Below are 19245 nucleotides of genomic sequence, written 5' to 3'. Positions count from 1 at the left end.
GCGACCACCGGTTACTCGGGTCCCCTGGCACCGGGTGGCCCTGACGACACCGTGACCCCGTCCTCCGTCCCGGATCCGTCCTCGGCCGATCCGCCCGCGCCCACGAGGACACCGCGGTCGGTCGGCGTCGGCGCGGGGGTGACCCCCGTGATCCTCTTCCTGCGGGCCAGGGGCTTGAGGAGGCGGTGCACGATGAAGTACTCCGCCACGAGCACGTTCACCACGAGGGACGACCACGCGCTCGCGTGGTAGACGTCGTCGAAGGTCAGGTCCGGGAGGTAGCTCTCCTGGAGCGCCACGCCCAGGCCGAGGTAGATCCGCAGGGTCACGGAGGCGAAGGTGAGTGAGTAGTTGCGGATCATCCAGACGCGGTGCAGTTGGACCTCTCCGCGGCGGATGGTCCGGTAGGCCTGGGCGAGGGTGTAGAGCCAGGCGGCCGTCAGGATGAAGAAGGCGACCTGGACCGAGAACCCGCTGACGGAGAAGGTCGCGGCGAACAGGGCCGCGATCGACCCCAGCACGACGCACACCATGTAGACCTGGCCGGCGATGCGGTGCACCTTCGGGTACCGGACGCGGAGCCGGGTGACGAACTGGAACGGTCCGATGAGCAGCGCCAGGGAGCTGGGGATCGCGTGCACGGCGATGGACAGGTAGTGGGAGGCGACCTCGGGGTCGAGCGGGATCCTGTTGCGCTCCACGTCCGCGACCACGTAGGGCTCCGCCGAGAAGAGGGCGATACCGACGGCCGACACGGCCAGCAGGGTCCAGAGTGTCCACCACCATCGGCGGCGGGTCGACTTCGTCATGTCTTTCACGGTCATCTCCACTGAGGGGCAGAAGGAAGGGGCCCCTGTCCGCGGCGGGTTCGGACACGCGGCACCGAACCGGGGCCCGCAGGAACAAGGGCTTGTCACAGATACGGTGGCGTCCTCGAGCTTCCGTTCGCGTCGGTGACAATCACCTAGACGGGCGATTCGTCGCAGCCGTAGGTGACCCCGGAGCAGTCGGAAGGCCGGACGGTCGCCCCTGCGGCGGGGCGGGAAATCCCGGGCACGTGCGCGAGACACTTCCACGCCGTGCCCTCAGCGGCCCCCGCACACGGCCGGCCCCTCCCCCGGCACGATGGTGCCGCGGGCCGGCTGCGAAGCTCCGGGGCGGCCCGGCACCCCCGGGGCCCCTAGCGTGCGAAGTCCGCCATGTCCCTGAGCTGCCTGCGGGAGGTGATGCCGAGCTTGCCGAAGATGTTGCGCAGATGCGCGTCGATCGTCCGCGGGCTGAGGAACAGCCGGGCGGCGACCTCCTTCGATGTGGCCCCCGCCGCCACGTGTCGGGCGACGTGGATCTCCTGCATGGTCAGATGGGCGGAGGGGCGCTCCGATCGGCTGACGGCCACCTCGCCGGTCGCCCGTAACTCGTTCGCCGCCCGCTGGGCGAACGCCTCCATACCGATCCCTGCCAGGAGTCGGTGCGCGGTGCGCAGTTGCTCACGCGCGTCGCGGCGGCGCCCCTCACGGCGCAGCCACTCCCCGTATCGGAGATGGGACCTGGCCAGGCCCGGCACGCACGGGCTCCGCTCCAGCAGCCGGACGGCCTCGCGGTGGTCGTCCTCCGCGCCGGTGACGAGCGCCCGGGTACCGGCCACGATCCCCCGGGCCCAGGTGGTGTCCACGGGTCCGGTGCGTTCGAGGAGGGAGTCGAGCGCGGACCCGGCGACGGTCTCCTCGCCGCATCGCATGGCGGCCTCCACCAACTCGGGGAGCGCGGCTCCGGCGAGGAAGAGGTCGCCCGCCCCCGTCGCCCGTCCGGCCGCGTCCATCGCGGCCGTGTAGTCGCCGAGGCCGTTGTTGAGCACGGCCGTGGCCAGGTGCACGTTGGCGACCAGCTGACCGGTGCCCTGGCGCACCGCCTCGGTGAACAGGTCGGAGGCCTCTGCGCTGCGGCCGCGCATGGCAGCCAGCTGGACCCTGGGGTACATCTGCGGCACGTCACCGAGGGCGTCGGCGATCGCCTCCTCCTCGGCGATGGCCTCCATCGCTCTGCCGAAGTCGCCCGTGAGCACGGCGGCCATGGCCACCTGGGACAGGCCGAGCCGCGTCGTGATCGGCGACCCGGTGTCGCGTCCGGTCCTCACCAGCCACTCGGTGATGTTCGTGTGGACGTCGTGGTCCCACAGTTCGGCCGCGAGCACGGTGGCGAGCCCTGGTGTGCGGGTCCAGTCGCCCTCGTCACCGGCGAGGATCCGGTGGAGCGCGGGAACGCCTTCGCTGTACCTCCCGGCGTCCAGCAGCACCAGGCCGTCGAGGAGATCCGGAGGCCGTGACGCCGACGGTGCCGAGCGCGCCGCCTGGATCACCCGGCCCATCACCCCGGAGGCCCTGCCGACGGCGAGCGCCGTCTCCAGCGCCGCCACGAAGTACGAGCGCGACGTCTCGGGGTCCTGCGGAGCGAGCCGCTGCGCCGCCCGCAGGATGGACATCGGCCCGTTCTCGGCCTCTCCCCCGCCCTCGACGAGCGCGATCTTGCCCCGCAGCACGTCGACGGTCGCGTGGCGCCGGTCGTCCAGCGCCTCGGTGTCGACGCTGTTCAGCAGTTCGGTCGCGGCGTCGGTCGCACCCGCGTCGAGGGCCGCCCGCACCGCCGCGAGTGTGCGCTCGGTGCGCCTTCCGGGATCACGGGTCAGGACCGCCGCGCGCTCGAGGAAGGCCGCAGCGGCTCCTACGCCCCCTCGCGCCAGTGCGCGCGTCGCCGCCGACTCCAGATCGGCCGCGACGTCCTCGTCGGTCCCGCTGCTCGCCTGCGCGCGGTGCCATGCCCGTCGGTCCGGTGCGGTGTCCGGGTCGGTGGCGTCGGCCAGGGCCCGATGGACCGCGTGGCGTTGGTCCAGAGTGGCCGCCCAGTACGTGGCGGAGCGGGCCAGCGGGTGGCAGAACCGCACGCGGGAGCCGAACTCGACGAGTTCGGAGGCCTCCGCGGCGCGGCTCGCACCCTGGTCGTCGATCCCCAGCCGCTGGGCTGCGGCCCACAGCAGGCGGGGGTCGCCGGTCGGATCGGCGCTGGCCAGGACCAGCAACGACCTGGCCGGTGCGGGGAGTTCCGCGAGTCTGGTCTGGAAGCTCCGCTGGATCCGCTTCATGACCGGGGACGGGGTCGGCGGGGCGAAGCCGCCCGCTTTCGGGAGTTCCCTCAGCGCGAGCGGGTTCCCGCGCGCCTCGGCGAGAACGTGGTCGCGTACGCGCTGGTCGAGCGTCACGGTCCTCTCCGCTGCCAGAAGGCTGCGCGCGTCGGCGTCGCTCAGGCCGGCGACCTTGAGCCCGGGCAACTCGTCCAGTCGAGGGGCGGGGTCGTGGTCGCGGGCCGTGAACACCAGGACGATCGGCTCCGCCGCGACGCGCCTGGCCAGGAACACCAACGCCCTCGTCGACGCGTCGTCCAGCCAGTGTGCGTCGTCGACGACGCACAGCAGCGGTCGTTCCCGCGCGGCGACGGCGAACAGTTCGAGGACCGCGAGGCCGACACGGGGCGGGTCCGGCCTGCCGGCTTCCAGTCCGAACGCGACCTGGAGGACGCCCCGGTGGAGGGGCGACAGTTCGTCGAGGTGGGTCAGCAGCGGCACGCAGAGCTGGTGCAGTCCCGCGAACGGCAGTTCTCGCTCGAACTCCGCCCCGGACCCGCGGATGGTCCGGAACGTCGATGCGGCGACCTGTGCGGCATGTTCCAGCAGCGCGCTCTTGCCGATGCCCGGCTCACCGCGCAGGACGAGCACACCTCCGTCACCGCGTTCGGCGGCGGCGAACAGGTCGCGTAGACGGCTGATCTCTTCGCGCCTGCCGACGAAAGGACGGTGAGGAGGCGTTGGCATACGGAAAACCCTAGGGGACCGGTCGGCCCCTCCGGACAGGGGGCCGAGAGGGTCCTTGCGCCCTGGTGTCAGGAGCGGTCGGCGAGAGGTGGCCGCACGTCACGGTCCTCGTGGAGCTCCGCGAGGTTCGGAGTTCCACCACATGTACGCCCACGTGTGGGTGCGGTGCGCGGCCGCGTGGACACACGAAGGCTCCCCGATGAACTGTCTGCCCTGCTGTCCCGGCCGGCCCCGCTGATCCGCGCGGAGGAGACCCCCGTACGCCTCCACGAGGGCAGGTACCTGCACAACCGCGTGGATCACCGCCCGCGACGACCACGGCATCCGGGTGGACGCTCCCGAGGAGCAGACGAGACGGACCAGGGAGTCCGTCCGTCCGGCAGCCCGTGCAGCGCCCCCTCCCCCGGCGCCACCAGCGACACCCGGGATTCGTCCCCGTCCCCAGGAGGGAGCGGCTTGGACGCTGCGGGAAGCGGGCTCCCGACGTTGGTCGAGCGTCTGAGCGTGTCGTTGCGGAGGATCTCGACGATGACGCGGAAGATCAGCGTGAACCACATGACCGGCAGAGGGCACCGCACCGTGGTCGGGGCGGGTCGAGCAGCGGTTGGTCCGTCCCAGCGCTCCTCTCCCGGCGAGGGCCCGGGCAGGGGCTCCGCCCGGGTGCGGAGCCTGCGGGCGGGGAGGAGCGCGGGTCGCGCCGAGACGGCCCGGAGCACACTGGAATCTCGGTGGGGAGAGGGTATGGACCTCAAGATCCTTCCGCTGGCGATCACCATGATGGCGGGGCCGCAGATCATCGCCGCCCTCGTCCTGGTCACGACCAGGCGGGCGGTGCGCGTGTCCCTGGCCTTCCTGGCGGGGGTGGCCGTCGCCACGACCGTCGGGGTGGCCCTCACCCGCGGGCTCTTCGGGCTCTTCGGCAACGCGGTGCCCCTGGGCAGCCCCTCCGACAGCGGTTCGGTGGGCAGCCTGATCCAGTACGGCCTGGTGGCGCTGCTCGTCCTCGCCGCGATCAGGGCCTTCCTGCGCCGGGCGACGTCCGAGCCGCCCGGGTGGCTCACGGGGCTCATGGAGGCGGGGCCCGCACACGCGCTGGTCACCGGATTGCTGGTGATCCTGGCGATGCCCTCGGACATCGTCGTCATGCTGACGGTGGGCGCGCACCTGGCCCACAACAGCGAGGGCTTCGCGGCCGCGCTCGGGTTCATCGGCGCGACCGTGCTGATAGCGGCGCTCCCCCTGATCACGCTCGTGGCGGTGGGACACCGTGCGAGGGAGGCCATGCCCGGCGTCCGGGACTGGCTGAACTCCCACAGCTGGGTGGTCACCATCGCCACCTGCGTCGTCTTCGTGTTCCTCCTCCTGTGAGCACGGACGCCGCCTCACACCACCGGCAGCGGGCCGGGGCGGCGCCGCGCACGGCACCGCCCCGTCGGCGTGCCCGATCCCGTCAGACGCCGAGCACCAGGGGGACGAGGAAGTAGATCTCGAAGGCCTCGTAGACGGCGCCGATGACGAAGAGTGCGAGTGCCGGGAGCCAGAGCCAACCGAGTCGGCTCAGACCGCGCGCATAGGCCTGGCGTCGCGTCGTGGCGCCGACGGTCGTCGGCCGGAGCCAGGACCTGCCCAGCAGGTAGGCGCCGAACATCACCAGTGCGTAGGCCTGGAACTCGATCAGGACGGTCAGGGAGTGCGGGATGAGGATCAGTGCCGTCGTCTGGTCGACGGGCGCGAGCATGATCCCGATGTCGATCGTCTTGATGGCGAAGACCGCGAGGCCCGCGAAGGGGATCACGAGCGATGGCAGGACGATGAGCGGCAGCGCCGTCGCGAACACGTTGACGACGAAGATGGTCGTGCCGAAGATCCAGGGGGTCCCGATCACGGTTTCGACGAGCGCCCCCTGGTCACCGTCGACGAACGAGGAGGACCGCGCGGCGTGGAGGTCGGGGAAGATCAGGGCGAGGGCCATGCCGAGAAAGAACATTGCGTAGATGAGCGCGTTGATGAGCAGGTAGGCGCGGAGGTCGGCGCGGATGATCTGGAACGGTCTGCGCAGGGGGTTCATGGTTCTCACGTCCGTTTCTCCGGTGAGGTGTCGTCGTCGGCCCCGTCGGGGCGGGCCTGAGCGGCACAGGCCTGTGCGGGGACTCGGGCTGTGGGCCGCGTCCGGGGCGGGCGTCGCGGTTCCCGGGGGGACTGTTCAGTTCCCCCCGGCGTCGAGCAGCCAGTGGTAGCGCAGCCGGAGCGCTCGCTCCATGCTGGCCAGCGCGGCGCCGACGCCGAGCGCGATGTTGAGCCAGAGGGGCAGGCGGACGGGGGAGGTGAAGGTGCCGAGGTTCTCCGCGATGGGCGGTATCTGTGACAGCGGCTCGATGATCTGCAGGAGGTTCAGTCCCACGCCGACCACGAGCATCAGCACCGAGGCGACGCCGACCATGCGGCTCACCGCCGGGTGGTCGCGCTCGAGACGGGCCCGCCTGCCCTCACCGGACTTCGGGTCGGGGACGAGCTGGTGCTCCTCGTCCTCGGCGGTGACGTAGTGGCAGCGCCTGATCCCGAAACTGCTCTTCGCGACCTCGATGACGCCGCCCTCCACCGGGAACACGGCGGGGATCGTGGAGTAGGAGTGATGGCGGCCGTCGAGGTACAGGTGTGCTGCGGGCTCGCCGCCCGTCCGGTTGCCCCAGGGGCGGAGGTCGACGGCGTAGGTCCACGGCCGTCGGCCGTCGGGTGACGGGCCGAGGTAGAACAACGCACGCCCCAGTGGCACCTGCCACCAGCGAAAACGCCTGAGAGATCGCCCATCGCCCTGCTTGACCCGCCGGAGCGCCCGGCTGCGCTGCCACGACTTGAACACGTTCCCCGCTCCCCACCCAACCCGACTAACACACTGTGTTACACGTCTTGGCGGCAAACTATCACAGTGTGCTAGTAGAGTGGGTCGCGAAGCGGAGGTTCATGTGACGACGGATCAGAACGAGCAGCTCAGCAGCAGGGACAAGGTTCTGCTGGCGGCGTTGCAGATGATCGGGGAGAACCCCGGGGCGAAGCTCAGTGTGCGAGCGGTCGCCGCTCGCGCAGGGGTGAGCACGGGGTCCCTCCGGTACCACTTCCCGACGCAGCGCGAGCTCCAGGACGAGGTGCTCACCCGCCTGTACGACGTCGTCATCTCCGAGGACCGGATCCACGACCGGACGGTGCCGGCCCGTGACCGCCTCGTCGACTGCCTGCGCCAGGTCCTCGCCCCCGCCGGGGTGGGAGCCGGCGCGCGGGAGGCGTCCCGCATCGTCCACGAGCAGTTCATCGCCCCCGAACCGACCGAGCAGGTGAAGCAGGCCTACGCCGCCCTCGAAAGGGAGGGGCGGCGTCGCGTCGAGTACTGGCTGACGGTGCTCACCGACGAAGGAGCGCTCACCGCCGGCGACACCTCTCGGCGCGCGCGGTTCCTGCTCACCGTCCTGAACGGCCTCGCGCTCGAGCGGGCCCTTCCCTCCGAGGGCTCGATCCTGGAGGCCGAGAACGACACCCTGTACATGGCCGTCGACGCCGTCCTGGGCTCCGAGGCCTCCTGACCCGTCGGGCCCGACGACTGCGGACGGCCCTTTCTCACAGGCGGACTCCGGACGACGGAGGCGGTCGGGACCGCCAGGAGGCGTTGACCGGGTGGTCAGCGCTCTCCGTGGCCACTGCCGCTCGGGGTGCCGATCCTGCGCGCAGGACAGCCCTCGTGCGGCGGAGCGTCGCACGAGGGCTGTCGTGATGTTGCCGTCGGACGAGGTGTCCGGGGGTGCGGAGTGTCTCTGCGGGAGGTGGCGGTGAACCCTGACCTGCCCACCGGGCACGGCATCAGGCCCGCGCTGCCCCCAGTACCTCGTCGATCGCCCGGGCGATGGCCTCGGGCTCCTCGTAGGGGATCTGGTGGCCGGCCCGCTCGGCGACCACCTCCCGCCCCTGCGGGGACTGCGCGACCAGAGCACGGTGGTCGGCGTTCAGATGCTCCAGGTGCGCTCGCGGCATGCGCGGTCGCCTGCCCGCCGTGACGACGCGCACGGGCACCGGCGGCAGCCCGCTCTCCCGCCGCACCCGGGCGGTCTCCTCCATCGCCCCCGGCATCCCCGCCAGTGTGGTGGCCAGCTCGCGCAGCGCCTGCGCGTTCGGGCCGCCGAACACAGCACGCAGGCGCAGCAGCCGCGACACCACACCGAACGACAGGCGGCGCACCAGGGCCGACCCCGGAGGGGTTCCGGCGGCGGTCGGGTCCACGAACACCAGCCCCGACACGTCTTCGGGGTGGCGGGCCGCGTGGACCTGGGTGACGAGCCCGCCGTAGGACCAGCCCAGGAACACCGCGGGCAGCTCAAGGTCCAGGGCGTGCACGAGCCGGTGGAGGCCGTCGGCCATCTCGGTGACGGTGACGGCTTGCGTCCCGCCTGACCGGCCGACTCCGGCGCGGTCGTAGGTCACCACAGTGGCCCGCTCGGCCAACGCCCGTTCCAGTTCCTCACCCCAGGCGCCCACGCCCTGGCCGGAACCCCCCGCCTCCAGGACCACCGTGGGCCCCGCGCCGGAGATGCGCACGTACAGCGCGTACTCGCCCACGTCGACGGTGACCGGCGTCGGTGCGGCGTCGCTCGCGGACCCTTCATCGCACACCATGGAGTCAACCTACGTGGCCCACTCGGTCGGTCAACCCTGATCGGCCTCCGGCCCTGGCCGGGACCGGCCATCCCCACCGGGGCGGTCCCGGTGGAGACGGCCGGTCCCCCGGTCGGGGCGGGCGGGCGAGTCCTGTCCGCAGCGCACCGCGTCGGCGAGGATGATGGAGATCCCTGAGACGGGCAGTAAGGAGTCGACGCGATGACGAAGTACCTGATCTCGTTCCCGAGTGGCGCCATGGTCCTCTCCGACGAGGATCTGCAGGCGGCTTCGGACGCGTCGCACGCGGTGGTGGAGGAGGCCAAGGAGGCCGGCGTCTGGGTGTTCGGGGGTGCGATCGACGAGAGCGTTCCGCCCGTCCTGGTCGATGGGGACCGCACGGTGACCGAGGGCACGTACCCGCAGACGAAGCAGCTCGAAGGCGGCTACTCGGTTCTGGAGCTGCCCTCCCGCGAGGCCGCACTGGAATGGGCTGCGAAGATCGCGGTCGCCTGCCGGTGCGCGCAGGAGGTGCGCGCGTTCCATGACGATCCCGCCAGCTGACGGGGGACGACCCGCCCCGGCGGGAGGGCGCCCGGTGCGTGCCCGGGTGCCCTCCCGCCGGTGTCCGGGCGCGCGCTCACACGGACGCGGCCTGTACCGGCCGCGCGCGCAGGACCGCGGCCAGGGGGGCGAGGTTCGCCAGGAGTCCGATGGCCACGACGGCGGTCGCGACGAGGAGGTACCGCCCCAGGGGCATGGACAGCACCACGGTGTCCCCGGTGAGGGCGTAGCCGGTGAACGCCAGGCCCAGGGCTGCCGCGGCCGTTCCGGCGGCCACGGCCGCACAGGAGGTCGCGACCGACTCACCGGCGACCATGCCCACGATCTGCCCGCGGGTGGCGCCCACCAGGCGCAGCAGGGCGAAGCCGCGGGCCCGGCCGAAGCCGGACACGACGAGGGTGTTGACGGCGCTGATCGCCGCGAACCCCGCCACCAGGGCGACCATCAGGTAGGTGATCCAGTCGTCCTCCTCCCCTGACGCCGCCTGCTCGGCCAGGTGCCCGGCCCGGTCGGTGACCCGGAGTCCGGGCGCCCCGTCCACCTCCGTCTCCAGCAGCCGAGCCGTCTCACCGGGATCGGCCCCGGGATCGAGTGTCACGTAGACGGCGCTGTCCATCGTGTCGAGCATCGAGTGCGCGACCAGGTCCCGTGGCAGGAGCAGTTCGGGGAAGTCGATCCCCGCCTCGTAGACGACCGCCACCGGGGCCTGGAACTCCCCTCCGTCCGGGCCCGCGAGGGTCACCGTGTCCCCGGCGTCCCATCCCCTGGCGCGCGCGACGTCCTCCCGGACGGCGACCGAGGAGGAGTCGAAGTCGTCCCACCCTCCCTGCCCGGTGTCCAGCCTGTACATGTCGGGCACGGTGCCGGGCTCCACCATGTAGGCGAACATGTGCAGTCCGTCTCCGGCGGCGACCGTCTGGCGGAACCCCCCGGCCACGGCCACGCCCGGTACCCGGGCCGCCTGGTCGACGACGTTCCCGGGGAGCCCGACGCCCACGGGGCCGGCGACGACGAGGTCCGCGCCGAGCCGTTCGCCCAACGAGTGCAGACGCGCCTCGGTGGTCGTGCCCGGCTGGAACATCAGGAGGCACGCGACGGCCGTGGTCACCAGCAGGGGTGTCACCACCCCCGCGAACCGTCGGGGGTTGGCCCTTCCCTCGCGGTCGACCACGAGGGACGCCGGGTTGCGCCGCGTCAGCGGACGCAGCACGAGGAGGAGGGCCCGGACCAGGTGGGGGGTGAGGAGCGCGGTGCCGAGCACGAGGACCATCGCCGCGGTGTACGCCGCCACCACGGCGATCTGGCTGCCGGCGAGGCCCCACGCCGTCGCGAAGAGGGCGAGCGCGCAGAACAGGAGCAGGACGCCCAGGACCAGGCGCGACCGGGAGCCGGACGCAGGTTCGACCTGCGCGGCGCGCATCGCCTCCACGGGGGCGATGCGTCCTGCCGTGCGTACCGGTCGCCAACAGGCCACCAGCGGCACCGCCAGGGCCAACACGACCCCGGCCAGGGGCCCCGTCCACCCCAGGACCAGGCGGAACCCGTCGGGCAGGACACCCATGGTCGCGAAGAGCCGGCTCAGGAGCACGGCGGACAGGACCCCTGCCGGCAGCGACAGGACGGCCGCGACGGCCCCCAGGACGAGGGCCTCCCCGATGACCGACCTCCGCACCAGCCCGGGCGGAGCCCCCGCGAGCCGCAGGAGCGCGAACTCCCGCGAGCGCTGCTGCACGGCCAGGGTGAGCAGGCCGGAGACCATCACCGTGGCGACGACCAGGGCGAGGACGGAGACGGTCCCCAGGAACCGCCCCATCCCCGAGGCGAGTTCCCGGTCGGCGCGGTCGAGGGAGAGCGCCTCCCCGCGCTCCGGCCCGGTGAGGGCCCGGGCGCCGGGGACCTGCGACCCGATCTCGTCGGCGACGCGTTCGCTGTCCTCGTCCGCCCCCGGCCACACGGCGGCCAGGACGGGGTCACCGCCCCGCTCCCCCGCGTCCGCGGGGGAGAAGAACAGGGCGCGTTCCCTGGTGCCCCCGGCACCCCGGTCGACGATGCCGGTGACCCGCGCGTCGAGGGTCCCGTTCGCGGTGAGGACCTCGGCGCGGTCCCCCGGCGCCAGTCCGGCGTCGTGCGCGGTCCTCGCGTCGATCGCGATCTCACCGGGGTCCCGCGGTTCCCTTCCCGTGGCCGTGGTGAGGCCCTCGGCCCGGGCCAGGGCCCAGGAGTGGCCCCACGAGCGGTCCGTCTGACCGCCCAGCGCCCGGTCGCCGGTGACGACGTAGGCGGCGAAGGGCGCCTCCGTCTCCACCCGCTCCACTCCGGGAAGGTCCCGCAGGGCGGTGAGGGACTCCTGGTCCAGCCGGGGCGGCTCCCCCGACGGGGTGACGGTGAGGCTGACCCGGTCGGGGACGGCCACCACCACGACCGGCGCTTGGGACAGCTGCCAGGAGGCGTCGGAACCGTCGGCGGCCACCAGGTCCGCCGAGTGCTGCAGGGAGAGGGCCGCCACGGTCAGGCCCGCGCCGAGGGCGAGGGTGAGGACGGACAGCGCCAGCGATCGGGCCCGGCCGAGGACCCCGTGCAGGACGAACGTGATCACAGGGACTCCAGGCGGCGAATCCAGGAGAGCACCGAGTCGGGGGTGGGGTCTGCGAGGTCTCCGGCGACGGCGCCGTCCCTCAGGAAGAGGACGCGGTCGGCGCGCGCCGCCGCGACCGGGTCGTGGGTGACCATGATGATGGTCTGGCCGTACTCGGAGGCCGCGCGGCGCAGGGCACTCAGGACCTGGTCCCCGGACCGGGAGTCCAGGTTGCCGGTGGGCTCGTCGGCGAAGAGGACGCTGGGGCGGTGGACCAGGGCGCGTGCGACGGCCACCCTCTGCTGCTGCCCTCCGGAGAGCTCCGAGGGCCGGTGGCGGAGGCGCCCTTCCAGGCCGAGGGACCGCACCAGTTCCTCCTGCCATGCCCTGTCCACGGCCACGCCGGCGAACCTCTGCCCGATGGTGATGTTCTCCTCGGCGTTCAGGGAGGGCAGGAGGTTGAACGCCTGGAACACGAAGCCGAAGGCACGCGCGCGCATGCGCGTGAGCGCGGGTTCCGTCAGCCGCGTGGTGTCCTGCCCGTTCACGAGGACGGTTCCGGCGTCAGGATGTTCGAGCCCGGCCACGCAGTGCAGGAGTGTGCTCTTCCCGGAACCCGAGGGGCCCATGACGGCGGTGAAACCGCCCCGGGGGAAGTCCGCGTCCACCGAGCGCAGGGCGTGAACGGGAAAGCCGCCGCGCTTGAACGTCTTCTCCAAACCGTGCACCCTCACCATCACGGGATCCTGAAAATCACCCTTGAATGGCCGGTTTCGGACATCTCTCCCCGTCTCGGGGTCGGGGCCCGCCCCACGTCTTCCCATACCGGCGCTCCGCTCGTTTCCACAGGTCGACGAGTCGTCGACGACCTGCACCGTGTGTCATGGAAAGCCAAACAAAAGCGCCCCGGAGTTGTCACTGGCCCTGGTTGGAGCAGTCAAGTAGAGAAACCTCTACTGTCCGCATCGATTTTCCTGAACGTCAGTATGCTGACGCCCCGAAGGGTCCTTTTCCTCCCCAGACGTGAGCACGGAAGGCCGATGCAACCGAACACTGGTTCCCCACTCCCCGCGTCCCCGGACGGGACGGCCGGGGACGCGGGCCACCGATCCCCCACGGGCCTCCACGCCCCCGGCCCGGGCAGCTCCGCACCGGACGCCTCCGGTCCCCCACCGGACTTCCTGAGCACGGCAGCGGGCAGGCCGTTCCGGATCCTGTGGACGAGCTGGCCCCTGCGCTCCCTGCTGTACCTCGCGACGTCCCTGCCGGTGGCGGTGGTGTGGGCGGGGACGTGCTGGCCGCTGACCCTGCTGGCGGGTGTGCCTCTGGGCGCGGTGGAACGCCGTCGACTCGCGTTGATGGAGAGGGGCCCCGTCCCCTCCCCCCACGCCAGGGTGTCGGCCCACGTCCTCTCCGGGCGCTGGATGCGTGTCCGCCTGCGGGAGACCGCCACGTGGCGGGAGCTGGCCTACGGCCTCCTGCTCGTCCCGCTCGCGCTGGTGGAGGCGGTGGCGGTCACGCTCCTGGTCTCCCTGCCCCTGACGCTTCTGCTCTCCCCGCTGTTGCGTGCGACCGGCCTGATGGACTCCCAGGAGTCGGCGATGACCGCGGGCGCGTACCTGCTGCCCTCCCTCCCCTGGGCCGCGGACATGCTTCTGGGGCTGGTGGCGCTCGTGGTGATGGCCTACCTCGTGATGCCCCTCGCCGCGGGCCGGGCTCGGCTCGCACGTCTCATGCTCGCCGTCGACCAGGAGGAGGAGCTGGGCGAACGCCTGGGAGAGGCGGTGCGCTCGCGCATGCGCCTGGTGGACGCCTTCACCGCGGAACGGCGCAGGATCGAGCGGGACCTCCATGACGGCGCACAGCAGCGACTCACCGCGCTGACCATGCGGCTGGGCATGGCACGGACGCAGTTCGACACCGACCCGGTCCGGGCCCGGACGCTGGTCGACCAGGCGTACGAGGACGCCCGTCACGCCCTCATCGAGTTGAGGGAGATCGTGCACAACATCCATCCCGCGGCGCTCAGCGAGAGAGGCCTGGTCGCGGCTCTGGAGGACCTGGTCGACTCCTGCCCTGTACCGGTCGTGCTCGACGCCCGCGAGACCGAACGGCTGCCCGGGACGGTGGAGTCCACAGCGTACTTCTGCGCGCGGGAGGCGGTCGGCAACGCGGTCCGCCACGCCGGGGCCGAGGAGATCCGGCTGACCGTGAGAACCGTCGGCGGCCGCAGGGGGAAGCTGCTCCTGAGGGTCACCGACGACGGCGTCGGCGGCGCCGCCCCGGGACGGGGGTCGGGGCTCTCCGGGCTCGCGGACAGGGTGGGGGCCTACTCGGGGACGGTGCGCCTGAGCAGTCCTCTCGGAGGTCCGACATCGGTTGAAGTGGAGATCCCATGCGTGTCGTGATCGCCGAGGACTCCGCCCTCCTGCGCGAGGGCCTGGTGCAGATGGTCACGATGGCGGGCCACCACGTCGCGGAGGCGGTGGAGGACGCCCCGGGCCTCCTGCGCGCGGTGGCCGAGCACGAACCCGACGTCGCCGTCACCGACATCCGCATGCCGCCGAACAACAGCGACGACGGCCTGCGCGCGGCGCTCAGCATCACCCGCTCCCATCCGGACGTGGGCATCCTCGTCCTGTCGCAGTACGTCATCCGCGGCACCGCGACCGAACTGCTCAACGGTGCGACCGCCGGTATCGGCTACCTGCTCAAGGACCGCGTCGGAGAGGTCGACGAACTCATCAAGGCGCTGGAACAGGTGGCGGCGCGCGGCACCGTCATCGACTCCGAGGTCGTGCGCCGCCTGCTCGAACGGCAGCGCAACCACTCGGTCCTCGACCGCCTGACCCCCAGGGAACGACAGGTCATAGAACTGATGGCCCAGGGCCGCTCGAACGCCGCGATCTCCGCGGAGCTGTCGATCACGGAGGCCGCGGTGGCGAAGAACATCAGCGGGATCTTCACCAAGTTCGACCTGCCGGTCGCACCGCAGGACAACCGGCGCGTGCTGGCCGTCCTCGTCTACCTGGGCAACTGAACCCACCACGGGAACCCCCGACCCTGAGGAGAGCCTTGCCTCGTTCAAGCGAAGAAAGCGCACACCCGACCCAGCTGCCGGCACAGAACCGCCTCGGCATCGAGATCAGACGGAGCCGTATGGCCCAGGGCATATCGCAGAGGAAACTCGTCCAGCTCCTGGGGCTCCGGGCGCACAGCAACCTCGTCGACTACGAACTGGGCCGCCGCCTTCCTCCGGCGGACATCGTCCGGGCCTGCGAGAAGGAGCTCGGAGTGGGCGGGGGCCGGCTGCTCTCGCTGCACCGGCGCGCGATGAGGGAGCGGGCGCACCGGTGGTCGGAGGGACGGCTGGAACCCTAGGGCGGACCGCGGCTCCCCCGAGGGGGCGGCACCGAGTCGCGGAGGCCGTCCGCGCGCGCGTCCCGACCGGTCCGGGGTGGACCGAGCGGGCGCACCTCCCCCTCCCTCCTGCCCTCGGGACGCGGTGCGGGCCCCGGCCGCCGGGGCTCCCCGCCTCCGCCGGACGCCCTCAACCGCGGGGGGCGACGGACTCCAGGAAGGAGAGCATGAGCGGCGCGACCCGCTCGGGGTACTGGTCGTGCGGGTAGTGCCCGGCTCCCTCGATCATCTCCAGGCGCCCCAGGCCCGTGGGCAGGGCGTCGACGACGGCCTGACCCTCGGCCTGCGGGTCGACCCAGTCGGGGTCCAGGGTGCCCATGAGGACCAGGACCGGTCGGCGGACATCGCCCAGGCGGGCGCCGGCGTCGGTCGGGGTGGTCATGCCCATGCCCTTGAGCGCCTTCATCCGGGCCGGCTCGCGCAGCAGGGCGTCGACGCGGTCGATCCTCTGGGCCCAGTGACCGGGCTTGGGACCGGGGTAGGCGACGTCCAGATAGGAGCGCCACAGCGGCACGCTGCCCAGGGCGACCGCGCCGAGCAGGCGCAGCATCCCCCTGCGTACGCGCCGGTCGCGAAGCTGGGCCGGTCCGAACGACTGCTCGCGGGTGAAGGGCGCGACCTCGACGACGGCGGTGATCAGGTCGGACTCTCGGGCCGCGGCGATGGTGGCGGCGCCACCGGAGATGGAGTGCCCGACCAGGACGGCGGGGCCGCCCAGGTGGCGGATCACGGCGAGCAGGTCGCCGGCGATGGCGGTGCGGCTCCAGTCCGACCACTCGGTGCTGGATTCACCGCTGCCGCGCAGGTCGACCGAGGCGACCCGGTATCCGGCCTCCAGCAGGTACGGGACGAGGGGGCGGTAGGCGGCGCGGCTGTCGCCCATGCCGTGCGCGAGGACGATCAGCGGACCGGAGCCCTCGACCTCGTAGGCGATCGTGCCTTCGTCGACGGTCAGGTGCTCGGTCATCGTGCCCTCCGGGGATGGTTAAGTTGATTAGCCATAAAGCTAATGGCATTAACTTCGACTGTCAACCGCCCCCTCCCCGGACGACACCCGGCGATCCGACCGGCGCCGACGAGCACCACCACGCCGCACCCCGGCCGAGAGTGACGCACACCCCCGCCAGAACCCGAAAGCGCGCACCACTCCCCGCGAATCCCCGGGTCACCCCCCGCGCCCGGGGAGACCCGCCCCGACACCGCGCGCGACCAGGCGCCCGGCCGCATCGGCAGCCGCCCACCCCACCCGACCCGTCCTGGCTCCGCGCCCTCGCCGGCGGCAGCGCCTACGTCCTCGTCGCCGTCCTCGAAACCCGCCGCCTCAGCACCCTCCACCGAGCCCCACCCGCCCCTGCTCCGCGCGAGACGTCTCGTCGCGCTGCGAACAGGCCGAACGCGGCGGTCCGCCCGGACCGCCGCGTCCTCGTCGGTCACCGTCACCGGGAAGACGTGGAGCGACCCTCCCGACTCAGGACCTCCCGACGGATGCGCAGCGCCGAAATTAGGCGTTGTGCCTACCTTGTGGCGATACGTCACTACACATAGCATCAGGCCGACCCCACCGGGTCACCACCCGATATCAGCACCCTCACCCCCGGGGAGACCCCCATGCTGAGACGTATCCTCACGCCCCTCCTGATCGCGCTGAGCGCACTGGCCCTGACGCTCGTGGGCGCCGCACCGGCCTCCGCGGCACCCGCGGAGCAGCCCCGACCGCTGCTCCAGACCGTCCTGTACTACGACGCCGGCCAGGCCGCGGAGTACGCCTCCGCCGTCTCCTCGGCCGTGAGCGTGTGGAACTCCAGCGTCGGCAACGTTCGCCTGGAACCGGCCCCCGCCGGACGGCGCGCCGAGATCCGCATCATCACCGACAACGGCTGGCCCCGGGCACACCTGGGCCCGGTGCGCCCGGGCGGGCAGGTCACCGTCTGGATGGGCCGCCAGGGCACCGCCGAGGGCTATGACGCGGTGCGCATCGCCGCGCACGAGCTCGGCCACAGCCTGGGCCTGCCCGACGTCAAGCCCGGCCCGTGCTCGTCGCTGATGTCGGGCTCCACCGGCGGCGTGAACTGCACCGTCCGCACGCCCAACGCCTCCGAGCGCGCGCGGGTCGAGGCCAACTACGGCAGCGGCCTGGCGGGCCAGCGCGCCGCCGACGGCCAGCTCCTGGTCGACCGCGGCTGAGCGGGCGCACCGGTTCCGTTCCGGACCCACCGGCCGTCGGCGTCGGCTCGCAGCGGCGGGCCGACGCCGACGGCGTCTCCACGGTGATGCGGAGTCTGGCTCTCACCGGGGGTATCCGGCCGCCTCCGCCCTCGGGGCCTGCCCCCCCGGGAGCGTCGGCTGTATCAGGACGGGCTGGACAGTGGCAGGGCTCCGACGGACAACCCCGTCGGCTGGTCTGTCACGGACTCACAAGGGGGCCGGGCATCCCGCCCTGCTTTTCAACCTGTCAGGCGGCCGTGCCGCCCGCGTTGCGGATCAGTTGCCGGAGTACCTTCACCGTGGTGACGTAGTCCGCATCGTCGATGCCCTCGTGGAGCGCGGCCCGGATCGCGGGGGCGTTGCGCGCGAGGTCGACGCGGGCCTGTTCGCCCGCCTCGGTGAGCCACAGACGACCCTCCGCGTCCCGGGTCAGCCATCCGCGCCGAACGAGCGGTTCGGCCTCCGCCGCCAGGTCGTCCTCGGGGCGGATGTAGGTGCCCATGGCCTTCCGCAGCTCGACCGGGGTCATCCCCTCGCCGTCGGGCGAGATGTCGTTGGCCGACAGGTTGCGCAGCAGCCAGAACTGGGGCTGGGTGTAGCCCTTCTCGGCCTGTTGGGCCCGGGTGTACGCGATGAGCGCCTCGTAGGCGACACCGGTCCAGTAGGCGGCGGGCTGTCCGGCGAGTGCGGCGTCGGAGATCTGCTGGTTCTTCATGGGATGTCCCCTCCTGGTACTGCGGGTGCGGAGCCTGCACGCCGCACAGTCATGAGGAGACCGTAGGACCTCAAGTTTGGTTGAGGACAAGCGCTCGATCCTCCGGTCGCCTCGACGCGCCCGGAGACCCGCTTCGCTCGCGGTGGTGATCGGACCCGTGGGACGGGGCGATCACCACCCTCCCACCGGGGCCGCGGGGAGAGCCGCCACGGCTGGTCGGCCCCTTGGACCGCCTCTACGCGGAGCGCATCCTGCCCCACCCGCGCCGTCAGCAGCCGCGGACGCAGATGCGGAGCATGGCCGACACGGGCCGAGCGACGTTTTCCCGACACATCTTGACCCGGGCGAGAGCTCCGATAGTCTCCGGCGGTGATCAACCGACCCAACGGCGGCCATGGGGTTCCACCGGGAAAACCCCATGTCTCAAGCATGCCCTCACCAGTGTTCCCAGCCGCCTCCGAGGTCTGCTCCCGCCCCCGGGCCCACAGCGCCCCGCGCACAGTCCCGGAACCGGGGGCGGTGGGCCGGCACGCCTTCCGGACCCGCTTCGACGGTCTCCTCGCCCCCCGGACCGCACCCCGGCGACGCGTGGAGGAGAACGGTGGACGGAGCGCGGACCAGGTCCCACCGGTGGCGCCCCGGGCGGGCGAAGCCGCATCAGTGCCCCTGAGCCCGTGGCACGTCGGACACGTGAAGGCCACCGACGACCAGACCGCCGCTCTCCCCGTCACGCGGGCGAGCCGCACGAACCCGACCCGGAAGGCGACACACAGGTGAACCTGGACATCGGCCACATGCTCATCCACCCCCACCACGGGCTGGTGACCATCACGAGCCGCGCGATGCGCACCACCCCCGCGGGATCCGTGGAGTTCCTGACGCTGACCGTGCGGACCTCGGATCTGGAGCTGCAGATCCCCGTGGCCAACGTCGAGCTGATCGGGCTCCGCGAGGTCATCGACGACGCGGGGCTCCAGCGGATCGTCGACGCGCTGTCGGTACCGCCGGGCGACGATCCGCCCAACTGGTCGCGCCGCTACAAGAACTACGAGATCAAACTGGCCAGCGGTGACCCCGCACGGGTCGCCGAAGCGGTGCGCAGCATCAGCGACCGCCAGCGAGAGAAGAAGATCTCCGCCGGAGAGAAGCGCCTGTACCTGCGGGGCATGGAGATGCTCGCGACCGAGATCGCCCAGCATCCCGCAGTCGGCGGGTTGGACAAGGCCGAGCGACTGATCGCGGACACGCTCGCGTCCTAGCCCTCCA

At 72.1% G+C, this 19245-nt stretch carries 17 protein-coding genes; 8 read left to right on the top strand and 9 right to left on the bottom strand.

All coding sequences use genetic code 11. From position 1 onward, the window contains the following. Positions 1-11 precede the first annotated feature (11 nt). Both Q8791_RS10515 and Q8791_RS10510 read right to left on the bottom strand, forming a co-directional pair. Positions 12-809, bottom strand: a complete 798-nt coding sequence (locus Q8791_RS10515) for a DUF2306 domain-containing protein (protein ID WP_330091447.1) — start codon at positions 807-809, stop codon at positions 12-14. A gap of 371 nt (positions 810-1180) precedes the next feature. Further along, the gene (locus Q8791_RS10510) at positions 1181-3862 is read right to left on the bottom strand and encodes an ATP-binding protein (protein WP_330091446.1); all 2682 of its coding nucleotides are present in this window, start codon (positions 3860-3862) and stop codon (positions 1181-1183) included. Positions 3863-4603: 741 nt separating this feature from the next. On the opposite strand from Q8791_RS10510, the gene Q8791_RS10505 reads away from it, so the two are divergent. Next, the gene (locus Q8791_RS10505; protein ID WP_330091445.1) at positions 4604-5230 is read left to right on the top strand and encodes a GAP family protein; all 627 of its coding nucleotides are present in this window, start codon (positions 4604-4606) and stop codon (positions 5228-5230) included. 82 nt (positions 5231-5312) lie between these two features. On the opposite strand, the gene Q8791_RS10500 is transcribed toward Q8791_RS10505, so the two are convergent. Beyond that, positions 5313-5930, bottom strand: coding sequence for a stage II sporulation protein M (locus tag Q8791_RS10500; protein WP_330091536.1), 618 nt, complete (start codon positions 5928-5930; stop codon positions 5313-5315). A 135-nt stretch (positions 5931-6065) separates the two neighbouring features. Then, entirely contained in the window at positions 6066-6722 is a 657-nt protein-coding gene (locus tag Q8791_RS10495) for a hypothetical protein (protein WP_330091444.1), read from the bottom strand. 103 nt (positions 6723-6825) lie between these two features. Here Q8791_RS10495 and Q8791_RS10490 point away from each other — a divergent pair, with 103 nt between their 5' ends. Further along, positions 6826-7437 carry a TetR/AcrR family transcriptional regulator gene (locus tag Q8791_RS10490; RefSeq protein ID WP_330091443.1) on the top strand — a complete coding sequence of 204 codons (612 nt, stop codon included), beginning with the start codon at positions 6826-6828 and terminating at the stop codon, positions 7435-7437. 274 nt (positions 7438-7711) lie between these two features. Here Q8791_RS10490 and Q8791_RS10485 read toward each other — a convergent pair whose 3' ends face one another. Continuing rightward, on the bottom strand, positions 7712-8521 hold the full coding sequence (locus tag Q8791_RS10485; protein WP_330091442.1) for an alpha/beta fold hydrolase: 810 nt from the start codon (positions 8519-8521) through the stop codon (positions 7712-7714). A gap of 201 nt (positions 8522-8722) precedes the next feature. Between Q8791_RS10485 and Q8791_RS10480 the strand changes: the two genes are divergently transcribed. Continuing rightward, positions 8723-9064, top strand: a complete 342-nt coding sequence (locus Q8791_RS10480) for a YciI family protein (protein WP_330091441.1) — start codon at positions 8723-8725, stop codon at positions 9062-9064. Between the two features lie 76 nt (positions 9065-9140). Here Q8791_RS10480 and Q8791_RS10475 read toward each other — a convergent pair whose 3' ends face one another. Then, the gene (locus Q8791_RS10475; protein ID WP_330091440.1) at positions 9141-11660 is read right to left on the bottom strand and encodes an ABC transporter permease; all 2520 of its coding nucleotides are present in this window, start codon (positions 11658-11660) and stop codon (positions 9141-9143) included. Continuing rightward, the gene (locus Q8791_RS10470) at positions 11657-12376 is read right to left on the bottom strand and encodes an ABC transporter ATP-binding protein (protein WP_330091439.1); all 720 of its coding nucleotides are present in this window, start codon (positions 12374-12376) and stop codon (positions 11657-11659) included. Before Q8791_RS10470 ends, Q8791_RS10475 begins: the two co-directional genes overlap by 4 nt. A 303-nt stretch (positions 12377-12679) precedes the next feature. On the opposite strand from Q8791_RS10470, the gene Q8791_RS10465 reads away from it, so the two are divergent. From Q8791_RS10465 to Q8791_RS10455, 3 genes are all read left to right on the top strand, one after another. Beyond that, a complete protein-coding gene (locus Q8791_RS10465) occupies positions 12680-14047 on the top strand; it encodes a sensor histidine kinase (protein ID WP_330091438.1) in 1368 nt (455 codons plus the stop codon). After that, positions 14035-14679, top strand: coding sequence for a response regulator transcription factor (locus Q8791_RS10460; RefSeq protein ID WP_330091437.1), 645 nt, complete (start codon positions 14035-14037; stop codon positions 14677-14679). Before Q8791_RS10465 ends, Q8791_RS10460 begins: the two co-directional genes overlap by 13 nt. Before the next feature lie 119 nt (positions 14680-14798). Then, complete coding sequence (locus tag Q8791_RS10455) at positions 14799-15020, top strand: hypothetical protein (RefSeq protein WP_330091436.1); 222 nt, start codon at positions 14799-14801, stop codon at positions 15018-15020. A gap of 169 nt (positions 15021-15189) precedes the next feature. On the opposite strand, the gene Q8791_RS10450 is transcribed toward Q8791_RS10455, so the two are convergent. After that, positions 15190-16026, bottom strand: a complete 837-nt coding sequence (locus tag Q8791_RS10450) for an alpha/beta fold hydrolase (protein ID WP_330091435.1) — start codon at positions 16024-16026, stop codon at positions 15190-15192. Positions 16027-16667: 641 nt separating this feature from the next. Here Q8791_RS10450 and Q8791_RS10445 point away from each other — a divergent pair. Further along, positions 16668-17243 (top strand): snapalysin family zinc-dependent metalloprotease, encoded by a 576-nt coding sequence (locus Q8791_RS10445; RefSeq protein ID WP_330091434.1) that lies wholly within the window; start codon positions 16668-16670, stop codon positions 17241-17243. A gap of 268 nt (positions 17244-17511) precedes the next feature. On the opposite strand, the gene Q8791_RS10440 is transcribed toward Q8791_RS10445, so the two are convergent. Beyond that, entirely contained in the window at positions 17512-17979 is a 468-nt protein-coding gene (locus Q8791_RS10440; RefSeq protein ID WP_330091433.1) for a MarR family winged helix-turn-helix transcriptional regulator, read from the bottom strand. A 773-nt stretch (positions 17980-18752) separates the two neighbouring features. On the opposite strand from Q8791_RS10440, the gene Q8791_RS10435 reads away from it, so the two are divergent. Then, positions 18753-19238, top strand: a complete 486-nt coding sequence (locus Q8791_RS10435; RefSeq protein ID WP_330091432.1) for a CarD family transcriptional regulator — start codon at positions 18753-18755, stop codon at positions 19236-19238. The last annotated feature ends 7 nt before the right edge of the window (positions 19239-19245 follow it).

Origin of the sequence: Nocardiopsis codii, assembly GCF_036327455.1 — a bacterium.
GTDB classification, from domain to species: domain Bacteria; phylum Actinomycetota; class Actinomycetes; order Streptosporangiales; family Streptosporangiaceae; genus Nocardiopsis; species Nocardiopsis codii.
Note: the sequence above shows the minus strand (reverse complement) of the source record. Positions and strands in the feature narration are given on the sequence as shown.

Coding starts and splice junctions, on each gene's coding strand:
- Q8791_RS10500 (WP_330091536.1), bottom strand. CDS start 5,930: ATGAACCCCCTGCGCAGACCGTTCCAGATCATCCGCGCCGACCTCCGC.
- Q8791_RS10510 (WP_330091446.1), bottom strand. CDS start 3,862: ATGCCAACGCCTCCTCACCGTCCTTTCGTCGGCAGGCGCGAAGAGATC.
- Q8791_RS10465 (WP_330091438.1), top strand. CDS start 12,680: ATGCAACCGAACACTGGTTCCCCACTCCCCGCGTCCCCGGACGGGACG.
- Q8791_RS10480 (WP_330091441.1), top strand. CDS start 8,723: ATGACGAAGTACCTGATCTCGTTCCCGAGTGGCGCCATGGTCCTCTCC.
- Q8791_RS10445 (WP_330091434.1), top strand. CDS start 16,668: ATGCTGAGACGTATCCTCACGCCCCTCCTGATCGCGCTGAGCGCACTG.
- Q8791_RS10450 (WP_330091435.1), bottom strand. CDS start 16,026: ATGACCGAGCACCTGACCGTCGACGAAGGCACGATCGCCTACGAGGTC.
- Q8791_RS10485 (WP_330091442.1), bottom strand. CDS start 8,521: ATGGTGTGCGATGAAGGGTCCGCGAGCGACGCCGCACCGACGCCGGTC.
- Q8791_RS10440 (WP_330091433.1), bottom strand. CDS start 17,979: ATGAAGAACCAGCAGATCTCCGACGCCGCACTCGCCGGACAGCCCGCC.
- Q8791_RS10460 (WP_330091437.1), top strand. CDS start 14,035: ATGCGTGTCGTGATCGCCGAGGACTCCGCCCTCCTGCGCGAGGGCCTG.
- Q8791_RS10515 (WP_330091447.1), bottom strand. CDS start 809: ATGACGAAGTCGACCCGCCGCCGATGGTGGTGGACACTCTGGACCCTG.
- Q8791_RS10455 (WP_330091436.1), top strand. CDS start 14,799: ATGGCCCAGGGCATATCGCAGAGGAAACTCGTCCAGCTCCTGGGGCTC.
- Q8791_RS10470 (WP_330091439.1), bottom strand. CDS start 12,376: ATGGTGAGGGTGCACGGTTTGGAGAAGACGTTCAAGCGCGGCGGCTTT.
- Q8791_RS10505 (WP_330091445.1), top strand. CDS start 4,604: ATGGACCTCAAGATCCTTCCGCTGGCGATCACCATGATGGCGGGGCCG.